At 38.6% G+C, this 24952-nt stretch carries 26 protein-coding genes; 15 read left to right on the top strand and 11 right to left on the bottom strand.

What is annotated here, in order from left to right; genetic code table 11:
• Positions 1–22: 22 nt before the first annotated feature.
• The 4 genes from ABVM49_RS13975 to ABVM49_RS13960 all read right to left on the bottom strand — a co-directional run bounded on the left by ABVM49_RS13975 (position 23) and on the right by ABVM49_RS13960 (position 3079).
• Positions 23–379, bottom strand: a complete 357-nt coding sequence (locus ABVM49_RS13975) for a hypothetical protein (RefSeq protein WP_405202452.1) — start codon at positions 377–379, stop codon at positions 23–25.
• A 60-nt stretch (positions 380–439) separates the two neighbouring features.
• Entirely contained in the window at positions 440–1750 is a 1311-nt protein-coding gene (locus ABVM49_RS13970) for a cryptochrome/photolyase family protein (RefSeq protein ID WP_405202451.1), read from the bottom strand.
• Between the two features lie 101 nt (positions 1751–1851).
• Positions 1852–2550 carry an SDR family NAD(P)-dependent oxidoreductase gene (locus ABVM49_RS13965; protein WP_035328292.1) on the bottom strand — a complete coding sequence of 233 codons (699 nt, stop codon included), beginning with the start codon at positions 2548–2550 and terminating at the stop codon, positions 1852–1854.
• 19 nt (positions 2551–2569) lie between these two features.
• Positions 2570–3079, bottom strand: coding sequence for a cell division inhibitor (locus ABVM49_RS13960; RefSeq protein ID WP_405202450.1), 510 nt, complete (start codon positions 3077–3079; stop codon positions 2570–2572).
• Between the two features lie 173 nt (positions 3080–3252).
• On the opposite strand from ABVM49_RS13960, the gene ABVM49_RS13955 reads away from it, so the two are divergent.
• Entirely contained in the window at positions 3253–3693 is a 441-nt protein-coding gene (locus ABVM49_RS13955) for a DUF1801 domain-containing protein (RefSeq protein ID WP_405202449.1), read from the top strand.
• On the opposite strand, the gene ABVM49_RS13950 is transcribed toward ABVM49_RS13955, so the two are convergent.
• Positions 3690–4373: an MIP family channel protein gene (locus tag ABVM49_RS13950; RefSeq protein ID WP_366880740.1), complete on the bottom strand. Its 684-nt coding sequence runs from the start codon at positions 4371–4373 to the stop codon at positions 3690–3692. The two genes, ABVM49_RS13955 and ABVM49_RS13950, sit on opposite strands and share 4 nt — an antisense overlap.
• A 111-nt stretch (positions 4374–4484) precedes the next feature.
• On the opposite strand from ABVM49_RS13950, the gene ABVM49_RS13945 reads away from it, so the two are divergent.
• Both ABVM49_RS13945 and lpdA read left to right on the top strand, forming a co-directional pair.
• A complete protein-coding gene (locus tag ABVM49_RS13945) occupies positions 4485–5330 on the top strand; it encodes a DUF2911 domain-containing protein (protein WP_405202448.1) in 846 nt (281 codons plus the stop codon).
• A 166-nt stretch (positions 5331–5496) separates the two neighbouring features.
• Positions 5497–6897: a dihydrolipoyl dehydrogenase gene (gene lpdA / locus ABVM49_RS13940; protein ID WP_380035997.1), complete on the top strand. Its 1401-nt coding sequence runs from the start codon at positions 5497–5499 to the stop codon at positions 6895–6897.
• A 101-nt stretch (positions 6898–6998) separates the two neighbouring features.
• On the opposite strand, the gene ABVM49_RS13935 is transcribed toward lpdA, so the two are convergent.
• Both ABVM49_RS13935 and ABVM49_RS13930 read right to left on the bottom strand, forming a co-directional pair.
• Entirely contained in the window at positions 6999–7571 is a 573-nt protein-coding gene (locus ABVM49_RS13935) for a hypothetical protein (RefSeq protein ID WP_035328308.1), read from the bottom strand.
• Positions 7572–7610: 39 nt separating this feature from the next.
• The gene (locus ABVM49_RS13930) at positions 7611–8198 is read right to left on the bottom strand and encodes a TPM domain-containing protein (RefSeq protein ID WP_405202447.1); all 588 of its coding nucleotides are present in this window, start codon (positions 8196–8198) and stop codon (positions 7611–7613) included.
• A 244-nt stretch (positions 8199–8442) separates the two neighbouring features.
• Here ABVM49_RS13930 and ABVM49_RS13925 point away from each other — a divergent pair, with 244 nt between their 5' ends.
• The 3 genes from ABVM49_RS13925 to ABVM49_RS13915 all read left to right on the top strand — a co-directional run bounded on the left by ABVM49_RS13925 (position 8443) and on the right by ABVM49_RS13915 (position 11172).
• Entirely contained in the window at positions 8443–9495 is a 1053-nt protein-coding gene (locus ABVM49_RS13925; RefSeq protein ID WP_405202446.1) for a COX15/CtaA family protein, read from the top strand.
• A gap of 39 nt (positions 9496–9534) precedes the next feature.
• Positions 9535–10050 carry an IS1096 element passenger TnpR family protein gene (locus tag ABVM49_RS13920; protein WP_405202445.1) on the top strand — a complete coding sequence of 172 codons (516 nt, stop codon included), beginning with the start codon at positions 9535–9537 and terminating at the stop codon, positions 10048–10050.
• Between the two features lie 66 nt (positions 10051–10116).
• On the top strand, positions 10117–11172 hold the full coding sequence (locus ABVM49_RS13915) for a nucleoid-associated protein (protein WP_405202444.1): 1056 nt from the start codon (positions 10117–10119) through the stop codon (positions 11170–11172).
• A gap of 57 nt (positions 11173–11229) precedes the next feature.
• On the opposite strand, the gene ABVM49_RS13910 is transcribed toward ABVM49_RS13915, so the two are convergent.
• Complete coding sequence (locus ABVM49_RS13910; RefSeq protein ID WP_038600429.1) at positions 11230–12300, bottom strand: hypothetical protein; 1071 nt, start codon at positions 12298–12300, stop codon at positions 11230–11232.
• 95 nt (positions 12301–12395) lie between these two features.
• Here ABVM49_RS13910 and ABVM49_RS13905 point away from each other — a divergent pair, with 95 nt between their 5' ends.
• The 5 genes from ABVM49_RS13905 to ABVM49_RS13885 all read left to right on the top strand — a co-directional run bounded on the left by ABVM49_RS13905 (position 12396) and on the right by ABVM49_RS13885 (position 16796).
• Positions 12396–13289, top strand: coding sequence for an ABC transporter ATP-binding protein (locus tag ABVM49_RS13905; protein WP_405202443.1), 894 nt, complete (start codon positions 12396–12398; stop codon positions 13287–13289).
• 8 nt (positions 13290–13297) lie between these two features.
• On the top strand, positions 13298–14140 hold the full coding sequence (locus ABVM49_RS13900) for an ABC transporter permease (protein WP_380035983.1): 843 nt from the start codon (positions 13298–13300) through the stop codon (positions 14138–14140).
• Positions 14141–14371: 231 nt separating this feature from the next.
• Entirely contained in the window at positions 14372–15730 is a 1359-nt protein-coding gene (locus tag ABVM49_RS13895) for a DEAD/DEAH box helicase (RefSeq protein WP_038601328.1), read from the top strand.
• 3 nt (positions 15731–15733) lie between these two features.
• Positions 15734–16531: a subclass B1 metallo-beta-lactamase gene (bla, locus tag ABVM49_RS13890; RefSeq protein WP_405202441.1), complete on the top strand. Its 798-nt coding sequence runs from the start codon at positions 15734–15736 to the stop codon at positions 16529–16531.
• Between the two features lie 10 nt (positions 16532–16541).
• Complete coding sequence (locus tag ABVM49_RS13885; protein ID WP_035328326.1) at positions 16542–16796, top strand: CDGSH iron-sulfur domain-containing protein; 255 nt, start codon at positions 16542–16544, stop codon at positions 16794–16796.
• A gap of 72 nt (positions 16797–16868) precedes the next feature.
• On the opposite strand, the gene ABVM49_RS13880 is transcribed toward ABVM49_RS13885, so the two are convergent.
• From ABVM49_RS13880 to ABVM49_RS13870, 3 genes are all read right to left on the bottom strand, one after another.
• Positions 16869–18281 carry a CCA tRNA nucleotidyltransferase gene (locus ABVM49_RS13880; RefSeq protein ID WP_375252731.1) on the bottom strand — a complete coding sequence of 471 codons (1413 nt, stop codon included), beginning with the start codon at positions 18279–18281 and terminating at the stop codon, positions 16869–16871.
• Positions 18282–18412: 131 nt separating this feature from the next.
• On the bottom strand, positions 18413–18973 hold the full coding sequence (locus tag ABVM49_RS13875) for an L-threonylcarbamoyladenylate synthase (protein ID WP_035328332.1): 561 nt from the start codon (positions 18971–18973) through the stop codon (positions 18413–18415).
• Between the two features lie 5 nt (positions 18974–18978).
• Complete coding sequence (locus ABVM49_RS13870) at positions 18979–20097, bottom strand: glycosyltransferase family 4 protein (protein ID WP_405202440.1); 1119 nt, start codon at positions 20095–20097, stop codon at positions 18979–18981.
• 26 nt (positions 20098–20123) lie between these two features.
• Between ABVM49_RS13870 and ABVM49_RS13865 the strand changes: the two genes are divergently transcribed.
• From ABVM49_RS13865 to ABVM49_RS13850, 4 genes are all read left to right on the top strand, one after another.
• Complete coding sequence (locus ABVM49_RS13865; RefSeq protein ID WP_405202439.1) at positions 20124–20882, top strand: Kdo domain containing protein; 759 nt, start codon at positions 20124–20126, stop codon at positions 20880–20882.
• A gap of 124 nt (positions 20883–21006) precedes the next feature.
• The gene (locus tag ABVM49_RS13860) at positions 21007–22284 is read left to right on the top strand and encodes a DEAD/DEAH box helicase (RefSeq protein ID WP_405202438.1); all 1278 of its coding nucleotides are present in this window, start codon (positions 21007–21009) and stop codon (positions 22282–22284) included.
• A 259-nt stretch (positions 22285–22543) separates the two neighbouring features.
• A complete protein-coding gene (locus ABVM49_RS13855) occupies positions 22544–23758 on the top strand; it encodes a DUF4856 domain-containing protein (RefSeq protein WP_405202437.1) in 1215 nt (404 codons plus the stop codon).
• Positions 23759–23827: 69 nt separating this feature from the next.
• Entirely contained in the window at positions 23828–24949 is a 1122-nt protein-coding gene (locus tag ABVM49_RS13850) for an imelysin family protein (RefSeq protein ID WP_405202435.1), read from the top strand.
• Positions 24950–24952: the final 3 nt, after the last annotated feature.

Below are 24952 nucleotides of genomic sequence, written 5' to 3'. Positions count from 1 at the left end.
ATATACATCCAATATACCTTTTCTAAAAATGTACAGCGAGTATAATGTACCAGACCGTCACCGCCCATAACCAGCATATTATGATATATAGAATGGTACGTAATAGGGTAGAAGCGATGATTTTTTTTATAAAGTGAGCTGCCAGTCCTGCCCAGATGAAGCCTAACGACCAGAACATACCAGCACTTATAACCGCTGGCCAGACCCAGTCTCCCGTCCAGCTAGAAAAACTTGGGTACGATGTAAATAGAAAAGATACCGTATAATATAGTGCAGCCCCTAGCGCTCCCATACTTAAGAGTCCCAATGCGCAGGTGACTATTGCGGCAATTATAGAAAAACGCGTGGTAAATGATAAGGACTTCCAGTATTTGAGCACAAGTTGATGTCTATGTGTGAATGCTAAAAGTAAGGTAATATACGCTTTCGCGAAAGCGTTCTAAGCAACCGCCTCTTTATACGTTTTAAGACAGCGCTCTCTAGCCTCTTTGTGGTCTACCATTTTATCTGGGTAAGAAAGCTCTTGTAACTCTGGCACCCATTTATTGATATATTCCTTTTGCTTGTCAAATTTATCAACCTGTGTCATAGGGTTAAAAATTCTAAAGTAAGGTGCAGCATCTACTCCAGAACCTGCTGCCCACTGCCAGTTACCCACGTTTGAACTCATATCATAATCGAGTAGCTTTTCGGCAAAGTAGGTTTCTCCCCAGCGCCAGTCTATAAGTAGGTGTTTGCATAAAAAACTCGCTGTGAGCATACGCACACGGTTGTGCATATAACCTGTTGCATTAAGCTCGCGCATACCAGCATCTACTAGGGCATAGCCCGTCTGGCCGTTTTTCCATTTCTCAAACTCTTCTTCATTATTGCGCCAGTCTATACGGTCATATTTTGATCTAAAAGCTTTGTCTTTAGTATGCGGGAAGTGATATAATATTTGCATAAAAAACTCTCGCCATATGAGTTCGCTCCAGAAAACCTCGTTAGTCTGAGCGATTGCTTTTTTTACCATTTTACGTACGGAAACTGTACCAAAACGTAAGTGCGGCCCCAATCGTGATGTCCCATCTTGTGCGGGAAAATTGCGGGTGTCCTCATAGTTTTCTATGAGGGTAGGGGTCACGTCATAATCTGGCACCTCAATACTAGATTTTTTAAAACCCATATCTGCCAGTGTGACATTAGGCAGTCTACTATGGTCTATAAGATTGTCAAGATACTGCGAGGTGTAATGTATGATGAGGTCTTTATCTTCATCAAAAGTCGCTTTCCACTTATTTTTAAAAGGTGTGTAGACCACATAAGGATCGCCATCTCCTTTTACAATCTCATCTTTTTCAAAAATCACTTGATCTTTAAAGGTGGTAAATGAGATATCATTTTCTTCTAGTAGTGATGCAATCTTTTTATCACGCTCTAGTGCATACGGCTCATAATCTCTATTTGTGATCACTGCCTGCACATCATAATCTGCTATGAGCTCTTTAAAAACTTGCTCTGGAGTGCTGTAAAACATTGCCAGCGAGCTGTCGTGCTCTGCTTGCAGGGTGTCACGCATTTTTTGTAATTCATTATAAATAAAAGTAACGCGGGCGTCGTCTTCTGGGAGTTTATCAAGAATTTCTTTATCAAAGATAAAAATAGGTAAGACCGGGTAGTCTCCCTTTAGTGCTTCTAGAAAACCTACATTATCATCCAATCGTAAATCACGACGAAACCAAAATATTGTTACTTTTTTTGTGCTCATAGATTACAAATTTAAGGCTTTAAGAAATGGGGGTTTCTTAAAGCCTTGATTGGGTTTTTGTACGCTTTCGCGAAAGCGTTCTAAACCTTTTTATTAAATACTTAGTTTACATTAAGTGTACTCATACCACCATCTACACCTATCACTTGACCAGTGATCCAAGTGCTGTCATCACCAAGTAAGAAGGCTGCTGCATTTGCAATATCTTCTGAGGTACCTACACGTTTAAGCGGGTGGCGCTCGTTCATCATTTCTTTTTTCTTGTCGTTACTTAAGAGACGCTTTGCAAGTGGTGTGTCTGTAAGTGACGGTGCTATTACATTTACACGTAGCTTAGGTGCATACTCTGCTGCGAGTGCTTTGGCAAATCCTTCTATAGCTCCCTTTGCAGCGGCAACACTTGTGTGAAAAGGCATTCCCACCTTTACAGCAACCGTACTAAAGAAAACGAGACTTGCTTGTTCAGATTTCTTAAGGTGCTCCATCACCTGGTGTACCACATTTACCATACTCAAAAAGTTAAGCTCCATATCCTTACGGAATGTGTCTACTGTGAGCATTTTAAAAGGCTTTAAGTTTATAGTACCTGGGCAAAATACAAAACCATCTAGGTGGTCTGGTAACTGGCTTAAGTCTAGCTCATCCTTTTCTGTGTCATACTCGATGTAGTTTACATCTAGATTCCCTAGATTCTCATTAGTACGAGAAGCCACATAAACCGTGTGGTCTTGGTATAGCTTGCTTGCGATTTCAAAACCTATTCCGTGGCTTCCTCCTATTAATAGTATGTTTTTGCTCATAGTGTTATTTTTATGCGTGTTAGGCTAGTATATCTTGTTTAAGTGTAGTTGCTGTTTGTTCTGGGTTTTTATAAATACCAAATTTCTCTTCGAGGGCTTTCTTTCTGTATTCAAAAATCTCTTCTAGTTTTGGTTTTACCAGATAAGGGTGTGCAAGTCTTCCTAAAAAGCCTGCAGGTACTTTATAGTCTACAATATCTTCCATCTCCACGCCACCTGGTATCTCTTTTATAAAGTGCTTGTGATGCCATAGGGCATAAGGACCGTACTTTTGCTCATCTACAAAATAGGCACCTTCCTTTACACTTATGATTTCTGTAACCCACTGCATCTTGATATTTGCAATAGGGGTGACGGTATATTGTATAAGTTGGCCAGCATACACGGGTCTATCTGCACCAGAGATGATATTAAAATTCATATAATTTGGAGTGATGGTACCTAGGTTACGTGCGTTTGATAAAAACTGCCAAGCCTCATCTACACTTATAGGTAGATTTTGCTTAGAATGTATTTGGTAGATTTTCATAGTTTCTTTTCTGATTATAAAAATACAATCAAAATGTTTATCAATACAAGCTATTTAGTTAAACAAAAATTAAATCTATTAGAAATAGCCTTTCACCTCGGTAAGAAGTCGCGCTAGTTTCCTGTTTATGGCAGAGAGGTAATATAAAATTAAGAATGATTATCTTTTAAGTTATGAAATCAGAACGTCCACTTCCAGAGATATTTACTCGTGTCCTATGGCAAAGGGAGGAAGCACTTATCGCACGCTATCATACCATACGCGAGTATATCCTTAAAACTTATCCGGGTGTAAATGAGCTATTGTATCATACACACGCGTTAACGAGTGTATTTACAGTGTCAGAAAAGATGAGTGATGGTTTCTGTCTTATCCCTATATATACTGCACATCTCAACTTGGGTTTTCAGCGCGGAGTACTATTAAACGATAGTTTACAGCTACTAGAAGGTACTGGCAAGCTTATGCGCCATATACCTATAAAGAACCTGGATGATTTCCATAAAGAAGGGGTTTATCATCTCATAGACGAGGCTTATCAACTCGCTATAGAAGATGCGGGTGCTAGCAGCGCATTAAATGGTAAAACTATTTCAAAAATAAAGAGTATTTAAGCATCACAACACTGCTCGTCTTTTACAAGCTTGCAACTTGCTACGGCTAGTATTGCACCTATAAATGGAGCGGTAACATAGAGCCACATAGGTTCCCATTGTCCAGAAAATATTGCAGGACCTATAGATCGCGCAGGATTCATAGACGCATTAGTCATAGGTCCCGCAAACATTGCTTCTAGCAATACGACACCACCTATGGCTATACCCGCGATGATACCTATTTCTTTTGCACCTGTAGATACGTTTATGATGACCAGCATTAAGAAAAAGGTGAGGAGTATCTCTAGTACAAAAGCCTTGTAATGCTCAAAGGAGGGAACGGTGCTTCCTAAAAATTCACTCTCAGGAAACAAGAACCACAACATCGCACCGGCAAGTGTAGCTCCTAGTACTTGTGCAATGATATACTTAGGTACCTCTCTCCACGCAAATTTCTTTGCATAAGCAAAAGCTACTGTCACCGCAGGGTTAAAGTGCGCACCAGATATATCGCCAAAGGCATAGATCATAGCCATCACAATAAGACCCCAAGTAATTGCAACACCGGGGTGGGTAACGGCGCCGCCTGTAATCTCGTTTACTGTCATAGCGCCACAACCACAAAAAACCATTGTAAATGTTCCTATTATTTCGGCTATGTAGCGTTTCATATGTGCTGTTTTGCGGTAAAGATACACAGCGTTATATTAAGGTTTTGTTAACATATGACGCATTTTAACATCTTATTTTTGTGTGAGGAGATTTTCGCGAAAGCGTAAAAAAATCCATAACCAATAAAATCAAGCATTATGAAAAAATTACTTTTTGTAGCCTTCTTGGGTCTTATGACGGCAGGAGCTACAGCACAAATTGAAACACCAGCACCTAGCCCAGCAGCAAAGGTGATGCAAACGGTAGGTCTTACAGATGTTACTCTTGAGTACTCTAGACCTGCAATGAGAGGACGTACTATTATGGGTGACCTTGTACCTTACGGTGCAATGTGGCGCACAGGAGCAAATGCAAATACAACCGTTGAGTTTTCTACACCAGTAATAGTTGCAGGTACAGAGCTTAAGGCAGGAAAATATGCAGTATACACAAAGCCTACAGCATCTACTTGGGAAGTATACTTCTACACAGATACAAATAACTGGGGTACACCTCAAAAGTGGGACGATAGCAAGGTTGCTGCAAAGGCAACGGCAAAGGCACAAATGAGCAATATGCCAGCAGAGTCTTTTACTATGGGAATCAACCACCTGTCTAACGATGGTGCACACCTTACAATGCAATGGGATAAAACGTATGTAGCTGTACCATTTACAGTACCGGCAAATGAGACAGTACTTGCGAGTATAGATAAGATGATGGCAGGACCAGGTATGGGTGATTACTATGCTGCAGCAGTATATCTCTCTAGCACTGGACAGTCACTAGATAAAGCAAAGACGTATATGGACAAAGCGATGTCTATGAACAAAGATCCTAAGTTCTGGCAACTACGCCAGCAGTCATTATTACTTGCAAAGGTAGGAGACAAAAAAGGAGCTATAAAAGCAGCACAAGCGTCACTTAAAGGAGCAAAAGAAGCAAAAAATCAAGACTACGTAAAGATGAACACAGATTCACTAAAAGAGTGGGGAGCGATGTAATCATTGTTTAGTTCGCTTTCGCGAAAAAGTAAGAGCCCTCACACGAGGGCTTTTTTTATGTCTAGTAGTCACAAACTCCCTAGCAGATGCGTGTAAAAAAGAGCCATTCATTGCGCTTTTAACTTCGCAGCTCTTTGTATCTTTGTGTAACTTTTAAAAACAAATTATGAGTTCATACGATGTAGCCGTTATAGGCTCTGGTCCTGGTGGATATGTTGCAGCAATACGTTGTGCACAACTAGGAATGAAAACAGCATTAATAGAAAAATATAGTACACTAGGAGGAACTTGTCTTAACGTAGGGTGTATCCCGTCTAAGGCGCTTCTAGACTCATCACACCACTATGAAGATGCCATCAAGCATTTTGAAGAGCACGGTATCGAGGTAGGTGATGTAAAATTTAACCTAGAGAAAATGATTGCCCGCAAGCAAAGCGTAGTAGACGTTACTACAAAGGGTATTGAGTTCTTAATGGGTAAAAATGAGATAGACGTTTACCAGGGTGTGGGATCTTTTAAAGATGCTACACATATAGATATCGCAGGAGAAAAGAACCTAACTATAGAGGCAAAAAATACCATTATAGCAACAGGATCTAAGCCTAGCACATTACCTTTTATAAACATAGATAAAGAACGTATCATCACTTCTACAGAAGCATTAAAACTTCCAGAAGTACCTAAGCACCTTGTTGTGATAGGTGGTGGTGTGATAGGTCTTGAGCTTGGTCAAGTTTACAAGCGTCTAGGTGCAGAGGTAACTGTAGTAGAGTATATGGATCGCATTATCCCAACGATGGATGGCGCTCAGAGTAAAGAATTACTTAAAGTATTCAAAAAGCAAAAAGTAAAATTTGCCCTATCTCACGGAGTTACTGCTGTAGAGCGTGACGGAGATGAGATTACCATAAAAGCGACAAATAATAAAAAAGGTGTAGATGTAGAGTTTAAGGCAGACTACGTACTTGTAGCTGTGGGACGTCGTGCTTATACAGACGGTCTTAACCTTGATGCCGTAGGTATCAAGACAGACGAGCGTGGTAAAGTAGAAGTAAACGAGCACCTGCAGACTAATGTGTCAAACATTTATGCCATAGGTGACGTGATAAAAGGAGCAATGCTCGCTCATAAAGCCGAAGAAGAAGGAACACTCGTTGCCGAAATTCTTGCAGGTCAAAAACCACATATAGATTACAACCTTATACCAGGTGTAGTATACACTTGGCCAGAAGTTGCCTCTGTAGGTAAAACCGAGGAGCAACTTAAAGAAGCTGGAGTAGCCTACAAGTCTGGACAGTTCCCTATGCGTGCATTAGGACGTAGCCGCGCGAGTGGTGATACAGACGGATTTGTAAAAATACTTGCAGATAAGGAAACAGATGAGGTACTAGGCGTACATATGGTAGGAGCTCGTGTAGCAGACCTTATAGCCGAAGGAGTAACCGCAATGGAGTTTAGAGCAAGTGCAGAAGATATTGCACGTATGAGCCACGCACACCCTACGTATGCAGAGGCTGTAAAAGAAGCTGCCCTCGCTGCAACCGAAGATAGACCTATACACATCTAGTCACCACTAGAATGTTATACTATAAAAAAACCTGCTAGTGATAGCAGGTTTTTTTGGTTTATGGGTTATCACGCTTTCGCGAAAATTATTAGTGGCTTATATTACTTCTCTTTTTTAGCGATATAATCTCTAACAAGGTCGTTGTAGCACCTCATAGAAGTAAATTGTGTGCAGCTTTCTCCTATTAGTTCTATGCCATATTGATCTCTGATTCTTTCTTCAAACTTCTTATCTGGGTTGTATTCTTCTTGAAAATACTTTATCTGTTTGTTTATTACATCTTGCTTAAATTTCTTTGTGATTTTCACACACGAATCAAACCCAAGAAATTCATAGTACTCAATTATACTTTTATTGCATTGTACTCGATCAAAATTGGTCTTTGCAAGTCGAATATTACAAAATAATGACAATACAAGAAAAGCTGCTGCTGGAAACAATAGGAAAGTTTTGAAGCTTTTCTTTAGTAAGAAAATTAAGGCGTAAACAAAGAGAATTAGTGTTGCGATAAATAACAAGGATCTCGCATAAATAAGGTCATATATTATGCTTAAAACAGGATCTCGATAATAGAAATTAATATTTAATAAAATAATATCAACTAATAAGGTAATAATAATTAGTGATAAAAGCTTTGTCTCTTTTTCTTGATTAAGAAAACTATTTCTGTTCATATTAAGATATAATAAGCTTATTATTTATTTTCTGATAATTCATAACCACTTACTTTTTAAGGCTTGTACTCCCTTTTCTACTCCGACGTAATAGTCACCTCGTCTAAATTCTGGAATGATTGTGGAGTCAATAATTTTTTTACAGATTTTATCTGTTAGAACTTTTTCAGTTCCATATCCTGTTGCAATCCTTATTTTTTTTAAGTTTTTACTCATCACTATGAGTAATCCATTGTTAGATTTTACTTTTCCGATTCGCCATTCATTTCCTAGATCTGTCGAATAATCTTTTAGGTTATGATAAGGTGTAATTGAATCAATAGTAACAATCACAATTTCTCTTGAAGTAGCTTCTTCGTAATCATTTAAAATCTTAGTTAAACTTGAGCTTTGCTCTTCACTGAAGATACCTTCATAGTCTGATACCACACCTAAAGGTGCCGGAAAACGAAGTAAGTTTTCTTTGCTAGGTTTACCTACTTTCTTGCTTGAACTCTCATTGCTATCATTCCATACTCGATATGAATTATAGGCTGCTAGTGGTACGCCTATAAGATTAGGAAGAATGTACGATGCAAAGAAAAATAGGAAACTAATGATTCCAATTACAGTTACGACCTTTCTCATTTTTGATTTTATAATGATTTAAACTAAAAGAGACATTAAGTTTTATTATGCTCAATTTTAAGTGATTGTCTAAATATACAAGCTATAAAAGTCTGAAGTCACTATGTTTTTACTTTAGTTTTTATGGGTTATCAACATTATAGTTTCTCTTACTATATCCTCCCAATTTTCAACTATTTTGAACACCAAAGGAGAAATAAAATAAGGTCGTTTTGTATTTTTGCAGCTCTCAAAAAGAGTACATATGTGGTACAGACGCGCGCTTAAAATATCAATCATTTTCTTATACCTCATTATCATCGCAGGGGCGGTGGTACGTATGACGGGAAGCGGTATGGGTTGCCCAGACTGGCCGCAGTGTTTTGGGTACTTAGTACCTCCTACAGAAGAGAGCGAGCTGCAATGGGAGCCTAACCATAATTATGAAGATGGACAGGTCATTATACGCAATGAGTCTCTGCGCGTTGCCCCAGAAGATTTTACTTCTGGAGCCACCTATAATGAGCAAAACTGGGACACCTATGACACACACGACTATGCCAGCTTTAACGTATGGCACACCTGGATAGAGTATATAAACAGGCTTGTAACAGCACTAGCCGGTATCCCTATGTTACTTATGGTGATACTCGCTTTCTGGTACTGGAAAGGTCGTAAGGGGCTTATTTTTACTACCTTTATGGTGTTGCCTTTAATGCTTTTTCAGGCGTGGCTGGGTAAGCAAGTAGTAGACTCAAACTTACTACCGGTAAAAATCACCATCCATATGATTGCTGCACTCTTTATCGTAGCGCTACTCTTGTTCTTGTGGTATAAATCGCAGCATAAAGAGATGGGGATTACGCTTTCGCGAAAGCGTACTTATGACCCTGTTTTTAAAAACCTCATTGTGGTCGCTAGTATACTCACGCTTGTGCAAATTGCACTAGGCACACAAGTACGACAGTATGTAGATGAGCGCGTGTCAGATGTAGGTTATGAGGCAAAGGAGTTATGGCTTAACCCGGCTACGGTATGGTTTTATGTACATAGATCGTTTTCTATACTCGTGACATTATTAAACCTATATATATTCTGGCGTAATAAAAACTTATTGCTAGGGCATACCAAATTACTTAACTGGACGCTCATACTCATAGCCTTAGAGGTGGTGACGGGTATCGCGATGTATTATATAGATTTCCCGTTTGGGAGTCAGCCATTACATTTAGTCTTAGCGTCATTACTTTTTGGGGTTCAGTTTTATATTTTGTTAGAAAGTTTCCCAAAAAGGGAGGCTATCACACCTACGATATAGGGATAAACCAAGTATCTTTACCATCTTAAAATTTGTACAATGATTTACCGTTTTAGAGCAATTCTAGACACAGAAGAAGATGTTTTTCGCGATCTTGAGATCGAAGCTGCGGCTACGCTTGAAGACTTGCATAATGCTATAAACCAGTCTTTTGGGTTTGATGGGGCAGAGGTTGCTGCTTTTTACCTAAGTGATGATACCTGGATGCAGGGCGAAGAGTTTGCCCAGTTTGAAATGGGTGAGGGTGAGAGCCAGTTGCGCCTTATGAATGAGACGTCACTAGACGGGCTTCTGGGAGAACACCAGACGCGTCTTATATATGTATATGACTTCTTAAATATGTGGCGTTTTCTTGTAGAGCTTGCAGAGATTACAGAGCCAGAAGATGGCGTGACGTATCCTAACCTTATGTTTGTACAAGGGCAAGTGCCAGACCAAGCGCCAGAGTTTGAGATGGAGCCACAAGACGAGGAAGATGAGGATGATGATGAGTTTAAAGATGATTACAACATCGACGATTTTGACGATTTAAGTTTTGATGAGAACTGGAATTAGTATTCTTGTATCTCTTTATAACCTAACCTGTGTGCATCGCATACATCACAACACATACATACGACTATGATAAATTTATATAGCGCTCAGATAGAGTCACTATCTATACACCGTATAGGTAATAAAGGAAAGGCAGAAGGACTTTTTGTATCTCAAGACCCGTATCTTTTAAGTGATGAGCTTACTCCGCTTATTAAGGAGTTTTTCTTTAAGCCTTTTAGAGAAAAGGAGGAGAACTACTATAAGTTTTTTCACGATCAAGATTTAGAGTTCAACACGCTTTTTACGTTAGCAAAGAAGATTTTTGATAATCCGCACGGGACGCATTTACTCTCTGAGGATATTGCAAAACACTTATATGCACAAAGTGATCACCCGCACATTAAGGCTGGTGAGTTGTATATCGCACACCTAGAAGGTGTACAAATAGATAATATCAAGACAGATGCCCTAGGGATCTTTAAGAGTGAGTTAAAGCAGGATTTCTTGCAGTTTAAAGAAAATGGTACAAACCTAGAGATGATACTAGAGCAAGGTATTAATCTTAATAAACTAGATAAAGGCTGTCTTATCTTTAACCATAAGGAAGAAGAAGGGTATAAGGTACTCTCTGTAGACTCTAACCGTTATGATACAAAGTACTGGCTAGAGAATTTTATGGGTGTAGAAACCTTTGAAGATGATAACTTCTACACAAAGAAGTATCTTAAGTTTTGTCAAGACTTTGCAAAAGACGTTGTACTCCCTGCCGAAGATAAAAAGGAAGAAGTGCTCTTTATGAACCGCGCGGTAAATCACTTTGCAAAAAATGACACCTTTGAGGAAACGGCTTTTATGAATGATGTGATAGATAATCCTGATCTTATACCAGAGTTTCGCCATTATAAAACAGAGCAGTCGCCTAAGTATAAAATTGAAGACCTTACAGACTTCTCGATAAGCAATAAAGCGGTTACAGCACAGCGTAAGAAAATAAAAAGTGTGATTAATCTTGATACCAATATCCAGATTAAAATGGACTTTATTAATCCAGAAAGCGCAGAAAAATTTGTAGAAAAAGGATGGGATGAAGAAAAGCAGATGTACTACTACCTTGTGTACTTTAACAAGGAGCAGAACTAAGCCTTTCCATATTATATAAAAAAAAGCGTAGCTAGATAGCTACGCTTTTTTTATGCTTTAAATCTCCTTTATGAGACGTTTAAGACTGATGTCTTCATAATTACGTTTTACAAACTCTAGCGCTGCACGTAGTACGGCTCCCATATTTGCAGCACGTTTAAATTTGAGATCACTTGTAAAGTCAAAAATATCTGCTCGTAGCTGGCGCACATTCTCACGAGGAGAGATATTATCTGTAGCCATCACACGTAGTAATCTCGTGAGTCTCTTTTTACCATTGAGAATTCTCCTTGCAAGGAGTGCTCTCTCTTCATTACGGTACTGCTCGATAGAGCGGTTATCTAGTCGTTTTGCCACGAGCTGTACCAGTCTAATATTCTCCTTAAAAATAGCAGGTTGATATACTTTAAAATTACCTTCAAAACACTGCTGGTCAAAATCTATGGCGCGTATTTTATAACGTACCGTGTCAAAATCGTGGGTAGGGATGATAACGTAGTTATAAGCTCTCATATCACCCAGTAGGGTAATCATACAGCGCTCGTTAAACTTTACAAACTCCTTTGCGATTTGTGTAAGACCTAGGTCATCACACTCGCTTAGGTGATTTTTTATAAACTCGTCACCAGGTATACCAGAGATGTGCTCTTCTATAAGCGTGTCTTCATATACCAGAAAGTTAATACGGTTAGGCGATAAGATGTGCTCAAGCTCAAGTCCATAAACTCTACTAGCATCTGCCTGCTTTACATAAAAGTATACGTAGTTATTATTATAAATATTAAGCACCTTAATACGAAAGGGCTTAGAGTTACCAAAAGTGCAAAAGTCTATACCCGCAATGCGTAGGTAATCAAAGATATTCTCATTACCATCTGAGTGCAGCTGGGTATAAATACGTTTGAGATTATACTCTATCTCATCTTGTTCAAACTCGGGATAGTAAACACGTATCCACAGCGTGTCATTATCTTCTTTATCAAAAACACTCACACCACCAGAAAACCTTAGCAAATCTTCATAAGAGATCGTAACCTCAGATGTCCTTGCGTAGGTGTCTAGATAGGAAAGAAGCTTCTCATTTACGGGAAATGAGGGTTTCTTTTTAGACATCAGTTTGTTTTCCATTGCGGGGTGTTTTTATGTAAAGATACTAAAGGCGTGTAACAAAAGGTCTACATAGCCGTCTTGTAAACACTAGCAATCAAAAAACATACTTCATATTGGAAACAATCCTAACGATTAATAATCTAACGAAACATTACGGCCTTGTAAAGGCTGTAAATGACCTCTCGTTTACGATAGAAAAAGGAAACGTATATGGCATACTAGGCCCTAACGGTAGTGGTAAATCTACCACCCTAGGTATGGTGCTTAATGTGGTAAACCCTACTTCTGGAAACTTTCACTGGTTTGATGGGGCAGACACTACACATAATGCTTTAAAAAAGGTGGGAGCTATTATAGAGCGACCTAACTTTTACCCATATATGACTGCGGCACAAAACTTACAGTTAGTCTGCAAGATAAAAGATGTCCCGTCAGATAAGATTCAAGAAAAACTTGAGATTGTAGGACTTCTAGATCGTATGCATAGCAAGTTTAGTACCTACTCACTAGGTATGAAACAACGTCTAGCCATTGCCTCTGCACTTCTTAACGATCCAGAGATACTTATACTAGATGAGCCTACAAATGGTCTTGACCCACAAGGTATACACCAAATACGTGAGATTATAAAGAAAATTGCCGCAGGAGGTACTACCATACTACTTGCCTCTCACTTACTAGATGAGGTAGAAAAAGTATGTACACACGTAGTTATCTTACGTAAAGGCGTAAAGTTATATTCAGGACGAGTAGATGCGATGAATGCCAGTCACGGCTTTTTTGAGTTGCGCACAGATAACTTATCTATGCTCGAGACCTATCTCAATGCCCACACAGATTTTGGCGAGGTAAAGATAGAAGGCGACTTGCTCACTGGGTTTTTATTAAATCCGCTAGAAGCCAAAGAGCTCAACACGCAACTACACCAGCAAGGTATCGTGCTCACGCACCTTGTAAAGCGCAAAGAGAGCTTAGAAGAGCAATTCCTTGAATTAACCAAAAACTAAACAACCCAATGTTACGACTACTCACCATAGAATATCATAAACTCAGACATAGTAAGACATCACGTGTCCTTATCATAGGGTACTTTGTGTTACTATCTGCTATAGCACTGCTTGCCTCAATTAAGTTTAACCTTTTTGGAGCCGAATTTAGACTGGCAGACCAAGGTATTTTTAACTTTCCATACATTTGGCACTTTAATACGTATGTAGCGGCAATACTCAAATTTTTCTTAGCCGTTGTAATAGTATCAATGACCGCAAACGAGTACAGCAATAGAACGCTTAAACAAAACCTCATAGACGGTTTGAGTAAGAAGGAATTTATACTCTCTAAGTTCTTAACCGTTGTTGTCTTCTCAGCTATCTCTACTTTATTTGTGGCGGTACTCAGTCTTATCTTAGGCTTCTCATTTTCAGACTTTACAGAGATGTCTATCATATTTTCTGACCTAGAGTTCTTATTTGCCTTTTTCCTTAAACTAGTTGCCTTTTTCTCATTCTGTTTATTTTTAGGGATACTTATAAAACGCTCTGCATTTGCACTTGGCTTTTTATTAATGTGGTATTTCTTTGAAGGGGTCGTACAGCTCATCTGTTTGTTCTTTCAAGAGAAGTATGATATGGAAGGACTGCGCAGCAACGTCTCACAATTTTTACCACTTGAGAGTATGAGCAACCTTATAGAGCAACCACTCACAAGGCTCAATGTTGTACAGTCTGCAGCAAATCAAATTCAGGCAGATGTCCTTTCAGATTACACGGTATACTTTCACGAGATAGCTATCGTATCGGTATGGACGTTCTTATTTATATATGCAAGTTTACTATTGTTAAAGAAAAGAGACTTGTAGTATCACGCTTTCGCGAAAGCGTAATCAATCACAATGCAACCTCAAAAGGGTTGCATTTTTTGTATATTCATATCAGAAAACAGCCCTAGCGGTGACTTAAAAACCTAACGCTTTAATAATCTTGAGAAAGTGATGGTAGTTGAAACCCCGTTTATAGCTGAAAATTAAAAGGATAATACCCTGTAAAGTACTGTGAATCTTAAAAAATAACCTATTTTCGCGAGAATGTCTATGACCTTTAAAGATCTCAATCTCGATAAATTTTTGTGGAATGCCCTAGATGATATGGGGTACACACAACCTACTCCTATACAGGTAGATGCACTCGCGCCTGTAATGTCTGGAAGTGATGTAGTAGGAATTGCTCAAACCGGTACAGGTAAAACATTTGCATACCTCTTACCTATACTAAGAACATTACCATACTCAAGACAAGAAAACCCTCGTGTACTTATTCTAGTCCCTACTAGAGAGCTTGTACTACAAGTGGTAAACGAACTTGAAAAGCTCACAAAATACATAGATGTGCGTATTGCGGGTGTTTATGGTGGTTCTAATATCAATACCCAAAAGGCACTCATTGCCCAAGGGCAAGATATTGTAGTAGCAACACCTGGTAGACTGTATGATCTTGCCGTGAGTAGAGTATTGCAACTCAAATCTATCCAAAAGGTAGTGATAGATGAAGTAGATGTGATGCTGGATCTAGGTTTTAGACCACAGCTTATGAACATTTTTGACATTCTCCCAAAAAGGAGACAGCACATTATGTTTAGCGCCACTATGACAGAGGATGTAGATGCGCTTATTAAAGATTATTTTAACAAGCCTAAGTTTATAAAAGTTGCTCGTAGTGGGACACCACTAGAAAATATAAAGCAAGTAGGCTATAAGATACCTAACTTCTATACCAAGGTTAACTTTATACTGGAGGAGCTCGCTTCCGCGAAAGCGTACCCAAAAACGTTGTTATTTGTAAGAGACAAGCGTATGGCAGACAGGCTATACCTCAAGCTTGAAGAAGCGTTTCCGGGGCAAGTAGATCTCATACACTCTAACAAGACACAAAACTACCGTATAAACAGTATCAATGCCTTTTCTGAAGGTAAAGTACGTATGATGGTAGCTACAGATGTAATGGCGCGTGGTCTTGATATAGACGATATAACACACGTTATAAATGTAAACACACCTCGTTTTCCTGAAAACTATTTACATAGAATAGGGCGTACGGGTAGAGCACAAAAAGAAGGTACTTCAATAGTATTAAGCACTCCAGCCGAAGATGCTTTTCTAGAAGAGATAGAAGCACTTATGGGTGTAAAAGTACCTATAGAGACGCTGCCAGAAGATGTTCAAATCTCTAAAGAACTCACACCAGAAGAGCGACCAGAAGCCAAAGAAATTTTTAATCCTCATAAATGGAATAAAAATGATGAGGATGCTCCGGGACCAGCTTTTCACGAGAAGAGTGAGAAAAACTCTAAGGTAAATCTAGGAGGTTCTTACAGAAGAGAAATTGCAAAAAAATACAAGAAGCCTAAGACTAGAGGCGATAAAAACTATAACAAAAGAAATAAACGCAAGTAAACAATGAAGCGACTACTGCAGATGTTAGGGATCTGTCTAGCCGTACTACTATTACATTCTTGTTTTGACAAGAGTAAGTATGCCCCCGAGCCTTACCTAAGGCCGCTAGAGATAATAAAACTATCTGATCAAGACTATATGCACGTCTCATATCTTAAGGACGGTAAAGGTGGTTACATACCTTGCAATGGTTATATACGTAAGGAGGGTGATGAGGTTTTTATATTTGACACACCCATAGATGAATCAACATCTGTACAACTTATTGACTTTATAAAAAATGATCTTAACGCGACCATAAAGGCCGTTATGGTGAGTCACGCTCATATTGATGCCGCAGGAGGTGTAAAAGCATTTAATGAAGCAGGCATACCTACATACGGCTCGTCAAAAACGGCAGCATTACTTGCTAGAGATACAATCACCTTAAGTAATACTTTTCAGCTTAAAGACAGCTTGATGCTAGGGAAGACCCTCATCAAGATGGATTACTTAGGTCCTGCACATACAGATGATAATGCGATAGCCTATCTAGAAGGCCCAGAGATATTACTAGGCGGGTGTATGATAAAATCATTAGAAGCAGGAAAAGGCAATCTAGCAGATGCAAACCTAAAGGAATGGGCAAAGACCGTAACCACAGCAAAGTATCTGTATCCAGATGTAAAACAAGTAATACCAGGTCACGGGATGCGTGGAGACAGCGCACTGCTTACCTATACCATAAAAATGTTTCAGGTAGAAAAGCCCATAATTAAAGAATTAACAAACACCAATGATCAGGAAACTGTTCAATTATAACTAATATATAATGGAGAATAATAAAAAAGTAGCAGGTCTAGCACCTATAGCCGTAGAGCTTGAAGAAGGAAAAAAATACTCTTGGTGCACTTGTGGACACTCTGCAAAACAGCCATTTTGTGATGGCGGACATAAAGCGGCAGAGAGTACCCCTAGTTTACGTTTTGAGGCAGTAAAAACAGGCACTGCCTATTTATGTAATTGTAAGATGACTAAAAATCCTCCTTATTGTGACGGGAGTCACAAAACCTGCGAGATAGGTTAAAACAGTCATTTATAGATATAAAAAATCCCCTTGAAATACTTCAAGGGGATTTTTGTTTTATAAGCTATAATCTTATGCAGTAAGCCCCATAGTCTTTGCTTTATCCATCATAAAGGCAATTGCAGCTTCTTTTTCGTTAGGGATCTCTCCTTCTAGTATAGCTTCCTTTATGGCTTCTTTGAGCGTTCCTATCTCACGACAAGGTTTTAGATTAAAGGTTTCCATAATCTCTTCGCCAGATACTGGTGGCTGGAAGTTACGTATGTGATCGCGCTCCTCAACCTCTTTCATCTTCTCACGCACAACCTTAAAGTTGTTATGGTAGCGTCTAAAGCGTTTTGGGTTTTTTGTTGTAATATCTGCTTCGCAAAGCGTCATAAGATCTTCTATATAATCTCCTGCGTCAAAAATGAGTCTGCGCACAGCACTATCTGTCACGTGATCTTCAGAGATAACAATAGGGCGTGAGCTCATCAATACCATCTTTTGAACAAACTTCATCTTGTCATTAAGAGGCATTTTAAGGCGCTTAAATAGTTTGTAAACCATCTTTGACCCTACAAACTCGTGCCCGTGAAAGGTCCACCCCACTTTTTTTGAAAACTTCTTAGTAGGTGCTTTGCCTATATCGTGTAAAAGCGCTGCCCATCTCAACCATAGATTATCTGTATGGCGAGAGATATTGTCTACCACCTCAAGGGTGTGGTAAAAGTTGTCTTTATGTTTTTGACCCTCTATCTCGTCTATACCCTTAAGAGCAACAAGCTCTGGTAAGATATAAGGAAGTAAGCCTGTTTTTTCTAATAATAGGAATCCTTTAGAAGGCACTGGGCTCAACATTATCTTGTTAAGCTCGTCTACAATGCGTTCATTAGTAATAATCTTAATACGCGCTGCATTACGTGTGATAGACTCCATAGACTTGCGTTCTATCATAAAATCAAGCTGTGTGGCAAATCTTATGGCACGCATCATACGCAACGGGTCATCACTATAGGTAATATCTGGATCAAGTGGAGTGCGTATTATTTTACGATCCAAATCACTTATCCCTCCAAAGGGGTCAATTAAATCTCCATAGCCCTCGTCATTAAGACGTATGGCTAGGGCATTTATGGTAAAGTCTCTCCGGTTTTGATCATCTGCTAGCGTGCCGTCTTCTACTACTGGGTTGCGGCTATCTTTTGAGTATGACTCCTTGCGAGCTCCTACAAACTCTACATCTATCTGGTTAGAGCGTAACATTGCGGTCCCGTAGGTTTTAAAAACTTGAACTTTCGGTTTGTTAGGTAACAGTTCAGAGACTTTGCGAGCTAACTTTATACCGCTCCCTACGGCTACAACGTCTATATCTTTTACCTCACCACGTTTAAGGATGTAGTCACGCACAAACCCTCCTATGACGTATGTCTCGAGTTGTAAATCATCTGCAGCGCGTGAGATGGTATTAAAGATAGGATTGTTTAAAGCGTTTTTAAGATTCATTAGGTATGTAAAATATAAGGCAAAGGTACGGCTTCATTCCCTCTTTGTAAAAGTAGAATGAGCTGTAAAAAGGGTTGCCTATGTAGAATGTTTATGTGGGGGTAATTACGCTTTCGCGAAAGCGTAAAAAACTACTTTCTAATAATAGTTACTTTACCGTCTTCTGTAAGTTTTATAATAGCACTTGGTTTGCTAGATTTACGACTGCGATCTATGTTTACTACATAATCTACACCATCTATAATCTCTTGTGAGATCTCGCTAAAGCTTTGTGGTGTAGGTTGTCCAGTAATATTTGCACTGGTTGAAACGATAGGTTTTTTAAACTTTTTAAGAAGAAAATTACAAAACTGATTGCGACATACTCTAAAGGCTGTACTGTTGTCTGGTGCAATAACATTAGTCGCTACACGTATAGGATCGTCGTAGATAATGGTAGTAGGCTTTGCAGCATATTTAAGAATATCATAAGCTACCTCAGGTATATTTTCTACATACTGGTTGAGCATTTTGAAGTCACTTACTAAGCAAATTAAAGATTTACTTTCTGCTCGTTTTTTTAGTGCATATACTTTATCTACGGCGTCTGGATTAGTCGCATCACAACCTATACCCCATACGGTATCTGTAGGGTAGAGGATGAGACCCCCGCGTTTAAGTACTGCTAGTGCTGCGTCGTGTTCTTCTTTCATTTAGTTTATTTATTGAGTACCTCTCGGTATACGTTTATATATTGTCTCGCCGCCTCATCCCAGCAAAACTTTTTTGAGTGTGTTATACTTTTCTCTTGAAAAGCGCTTTTGTTGTGAGCTACCTCTGTAAGACCTGATGTTACTATTTCTGCCATATATTTGGCATCATAGTGATCCCAGTAAAAAGCGACATCACCGCCTACCTCTGGTAAGGAAGTGTTGTTAGATATAAAAGCAGGTTTGCCAAAACGCATAGCTTCGATTGCTGGTATACCAAAACCTTCTCTCAACGTAGGAAACATAAAAGCTTCACAATTTTTATAGTAATAAAATTTATCTAAGTCAGAGATACGTCCAGTGAGGTGTACACGATTTTCTAAGCCCAAATCTTTTATTGTTGCTTTTAGTTTTCCTTGTGCATATTCTGATGCCATTTTACCCGAAATCACCAGGTCAAATCCATTTAAATACTTGAGCATCTTAACCAGTGCGTGTTGATTTTTGCGTTCACATACGTCTCCTATAGTAAATAGGAATGGTCTGGAAGGTGATACCTTTGGAGTGTATGTGTCTGAAATTTCGACCTCTTTTATAGTATTTCCATTATAAATAATATACTCTGGAACCTCTGGTACTTTGAAATATTGGTGTGTAGATTGTTTTGCAAAAGTAGATATGTAAGTAATAGCTGTTGCTCTGTCTAGTTTTTCTTGAAAACGTTTGTTTCTTTTATGATTAAGATCAGATGAAATTTCATCTATGAAGTTTACATCGTGTACTGTGAGTACATAAGGTAAATCGCGTAGAGGTTCAATTTTAGTATTTTGATTGAGTGAGTGCCATACATCAAAACGTTTCCGTATACCAATACTTTTATTTCTTGTAAAGTTGTAATACTTTTTTATTGATACATTTTTACCAAAATATTCACTCCATTTATTCTTATCCCTTGCGTGTATTACAAATTGAAAATCATTTGAATTTTGACGTATGAGCGCGTCTATAAGGTGCTTGTTAAATTGCCCGAACCCAGAAAATTCATTTTTGAGGTTATGGCTTTCTAAAAAGATAGAGGACTGATTTGACATAGCCGCAAAGATAGCAATACTAATGCTAGGTTTCATAGTTCACAAATCTGTACTTTTACCTCGTGAAACACACTTTTTCTGATACATATACAGGCGAGCAAGAGGAGATTTGCGCAATGATTGCAAATTTTGATACACAAGGAAAACTCTTTGATGAGCGTGATCGCAACTCACTTAAACTATTTAATATAGGTAATGAGACGATTAATGTAAAGTCATTTAAAGTTCCTCACCTTGTAAATAAAATTGCTTATAAATTTTTTAGAAGCTCAAAGGCCGAACGCTCATTTACTTACGCACATAAGTTGCTGGATAATGGTATTTTAACTCCTGCGCCTATTGCATATTTTGAAGAAGAAACTATACTCTTTGGCCATAGTTATTATGTAAGTAAGCATCTTAAGTACGACCTTACATATAGAGAGCTCACAACCGAGGGTATTTACAAGGGTAATAAAGAGATACTGGCGGCCTTCGCAAAGTTCACGTATACACTTCATAATAAAGGCATACATTTTCTAGATCATTCTCCTGGTAATACGCTTATTGTAATCAAGGATGATGGCTATGATTTTTACCTCGTAGATCTCAATCGTATGAATTTTGGGCCTATGGATTTTGAAACTCGTATGGCAAATTTTGAACGCCTTTCATATATTGAGAGTGATATTGCTATTATGGCAAAAGCTTACGCGAAAGAGAGTGGAGAAGATCAAGAAAAAGTTTACAAAGCTATATGCAATGCAACTCAGTCTTTTCAAGAAAAATTTCACAAAAAGCAACGGCTCAAAAAGAAGCTAAAATTCTGGAAGAAAGCATAAAGTTGCGTCAATTGTGTGTGGATTAGTTCTTACTAGAGATATTAAGACAGCAAGTCGTTATTTAGTTCTACCTTCGCGATTATATAGAAGTGGCTGCATATAGGTCATTTCAGAAAACCTATTTATGTCATTTAAATCTTTGGGGCTATCTGACGCCCTGCTCAAAGCTGTGAGCGAGAAAGGCTATACAACGCCATCACCTATTCAACAAAAAGCAATTCCAAAAGTACTAGAAGGTAAAGATGTTCTTGCCAGTGCTCAAACAGGTACCGGTAAAACCGCAGGCTTTACACTACCTATGTTACACAACCTTATCGCAAACCCGCGACAAGGTAGGCGCAAAGTAAGAGCGCTTGTACTTACACCAACTAGAGAGCTAGCTGCTCAGATCTATGATAATGTGCGCGAGTATAGTAAGTTCGTAGATATTAAATCTACAGTAATTTTTGGCGGAGTAAACCAAAATCCTCAAGTACGTACCATACGTCAAGGAGTAGATATCCTTGTGGCAACACCTGGGAGACTACTTGATCTTGAGAATCAAGGCCTACTTAGTCTTTCTGATATTGAGTTTTTAGTACTTGATGAAGCAGACCGTATGCTTGATATGGGTTTCATACACGATATTAAAAAAGTATTAAGACTAGTACCTGCAAATAGACAGAACCTGCTTTTTAGCGCTACTTTTAATAAAGATATTAAGAAACTTGCAAGTAGTATACTTACAAATCCGGTGCTAGTAGAAGCAACACCAGAAAACACAACCGCCGAAAAAGTAGACCAGAAAACCTACAGAGTAGATAAGTCTCGTAAGACCGAAATGCTTATAAAGTTTATTAATGAAGGTAACTGGGATCAGGTACTGGTATTTACAAGAACAAAGCACGGTGCAAACCGTCTTAGTCAAAAACTAGATAAAGCAGGAATAACGTCTGCAGCTATACACGGTAATAAAACACAAAATGCGAGAGTAAAAGCACTTGCAGGGTTTAAAAGTGGTAAAATAAGAGTGCTTGTAGCAACAGATATTGCTGCACGTGGTCTTGATATTCCATTACTACCTTATGTTATAAACTACGAGCTTCCTAATGTGCCAGAAGATTATGTACATAGAATAGGTCGCACAGGTAGAGCAGGAGCTAGCGGTCAGGCTATATCTTTAGTAGGGGTAGATGAGGTTGCTTATGTACGTGGTATTGAAAAACTATTAGGAGAAAAACTTCATAGCGAGGTGTTAGAAGGTTTTCAACCTACAGATACATTAGAGCAACTTAAAAAGGAGGCAGCAGAAAATAAAGCGCGTCACCAGCAAGGACGCCGTAATAGTCGTAATAGTAAACCATCTGGTGAGAAAAGGAATGATAAATCTAACAGTCGTTCTGGTAGATCTAGAAGAAGATAATTAAGTTTAAAACTTAGATTTTATAGTCCCCTTAGTTTTCTAAGGGGATTTTTTTTTAGTATTTCATAAAATTTGAAAATAAGAGAAACCGTACTCAAGTGTTTGAAAATAAATGCTTTGAGTGTTATTTGCGTAGAAAAAACAAATACTTAACAATTTCTTATTCTTATTTATTCTAAATAAAGTTGTGTAGACCATTACTCTCTCTTATTTTTGCCGTCGTAAACAAATTTACTATTTATAATAAGTCTAAATAAAAATGAAGAACTACTTACCAATAGCCCTAGCACTTACGACAATTGCATTTACATCTTGTGAAGATGATGATCCAGTAATAACTGATGGAGGTACAGATATAGAAGTAACCGCACCGGCTACATACTCTTTTGAGAGAGATGGAGAAAGTACTGTAAGCTTTTCTGGTCAAACTACTAGAATACAAATGGCTCAAGAGCTTGTAAGCGAGATGAGCGATTTTGACAATGCGACTGTAGCGTCACTATCTAATATGTTTTCAAATGAAGAAAACCCTTTTGAAAATGAAGATTTAAATGCTTCAGATAAAAGTATAAAGAGTAAGGTTGCTGCCTCAGCAGATTATTATGCTGGTAATACTGCAGCATCTGCAACAGTAAAGGCATTTTTTGAAGCACGTCTTGCAGATCAAGTAAACGAAGTTTTTCCAGCTCAAAATACAGTAGCAGAAGCTGGTGTAGCTGGTCAGATTGCAGATGGAGAGAGTACAAGATATGTAAACGCTCAAGGTTTTGAGTACAACCAGATAGTTGCAAAGGGACTTATAGGAGCTCTTATGATAGATCAAGCGCTTAATAATTATTTAGGCACGGCTGTTCTTGACGAAGCTACTAATGTAGAAGATAATGATAACGGTGTTGTAGTAGAAGGGAAGTCTTATACTAATATGGAACACAAATGGGATGAAGCATTTGGTTACCTATACGGTAATGCTGCAGATGCGGCAAATGCAAATGCTACAGCAGGAACAGATGATAACTTTCTTAATAAGTACTTAGGTAGAGTAGAAGGAGATGAAGATTTTGCAGGAATTGCTCAAGAAGTATTTGATGCTTTTAAACTAGGTCGTGCTGCAATTGTAGCAGGAGATTATGAGCTTAGAGATGAGCAAGCAGAAATATTAAGAGCTAGATTATCTGAAGTAGTAGGTATACGTGCTGTATACTACTTACAGCAAGGTAAAAATGCTATAGAAGCAGGAGACTACGGTGCTGCTTTTCACGATCTATCAGAAGGTTTTGGGTTTGTGTACAGTTTACAGTTTACACGTAACCCTAATACAGATGCACCTTACCTGTCTACAGAAGAGGTAAATGCATTTATTAGTCAGCTTACGGCAGATAATGGTTTATGGGATGTAACTCCAGAAACCCTTGATGCTATATCTACTGCTATTGCGGAACAATTTGATTTTACAGTGACGCAGGCAGGAAGTTAATTTGAGTTTGTATGTAACTACAAAGGGAGCCCATTGGCTCCCTTTTGGTGGTAAAAAAAAGAATTACTTATGAAAAGAATTTTTGGAATATTAGCAATTTCGCTATTCATTTATGCCTGTGGAGGAGATGACACCACAGTAAGTACAGATGATACAGATACTGTAACTCCAGTAACTTTTGATCGTAGTGCAATGCTCACAAACTGGGCAGATAATATTATAATACCAGGTTATCAAGACTTTGTCGCAAAAGTTAACACGCTAGAAGCGCAAGTAGCCTCATTTACAGATACGCCTAATGACCTTACCGCGGTAAGAGCAGCTTGGCTAGATGCATATACCATTTGGCAACGTGTATCTATGTTTGAAGTAGGACCTGCAGAGACGGTTAACTTACGTCTTAATGTAAATATCTACCCGGCAAATGTTGCTACTATAGAAGATAACATCACAGCAGGATCTTATAACTTAGATCTTTCTTCTAACAGAGCAGCCAAAGGCTTTCCAGCAATAGACTACTTACTATATGGTATAGGTGAAGACGACGCAGCTATACTTGCAATTTATAACGGTACAGATGGCGATGCTTACAAGCAATACCTTGTAGATATAACGGCAGATATGAAAACTCTTGCGACCACAGTACTTAATGAGTGGGAAGGAGATTACAGAGATACCTTTGTTGCAAATGACGGTGCATCTGCAACGGCATCTACAGATCGTTTTGTAAATGATTATATCTTTTATTTTGAGAAGCACTTAAGAGCAGGAAAAATGGGCATCCCCGGAGGCGTTTTTTCAGGAAGTGTTGAGCCTAATAATATAGAAGCACTTTATGCTGGAGGTATCTCAAAAGATCTTTTTATAGTAGGACTTAACGCTACACAAGATTTCTTTAATGGTAAAGCATATAACAGCAGTGCACAAGGCGAGAGCCTTGCGAGTTACTTAGATGAACTTAATGCAATAAAAGATGGGGCAGATTTGAGCGAGATAATCAACTCTCAATTTGACGTTTCAAGAACCGTAGTTTCGGCTTTAGGTAACTTTGAGCAGGAGCTGGCCATAAACCCTCCTACAAATTTCTTAAACGCTTATGATGAGGTACAACGCCTTGTGCCATTACTCAAAGTAGATATGGTAAGCGCTATGAGTATAAGTATAGACTTTGCAGATGCAGACGGAGATTAGATA

The sequence above is a fragment of the Dokdonia sp. LLG6352-1 genome, assembly GCF_045055815.1.
GTDB classification, from domain to species: Bacteria; Bacteroidota; Bacteroidia; order Flavobacteriales; family Flavobacteriaceae; genus Dokdonia; species Dokdonia donghaensis.
Note: the sequence above shows the minus strand (reverse complement) of the source record. Positions and strands in the feature narration are given on the sequence as shown.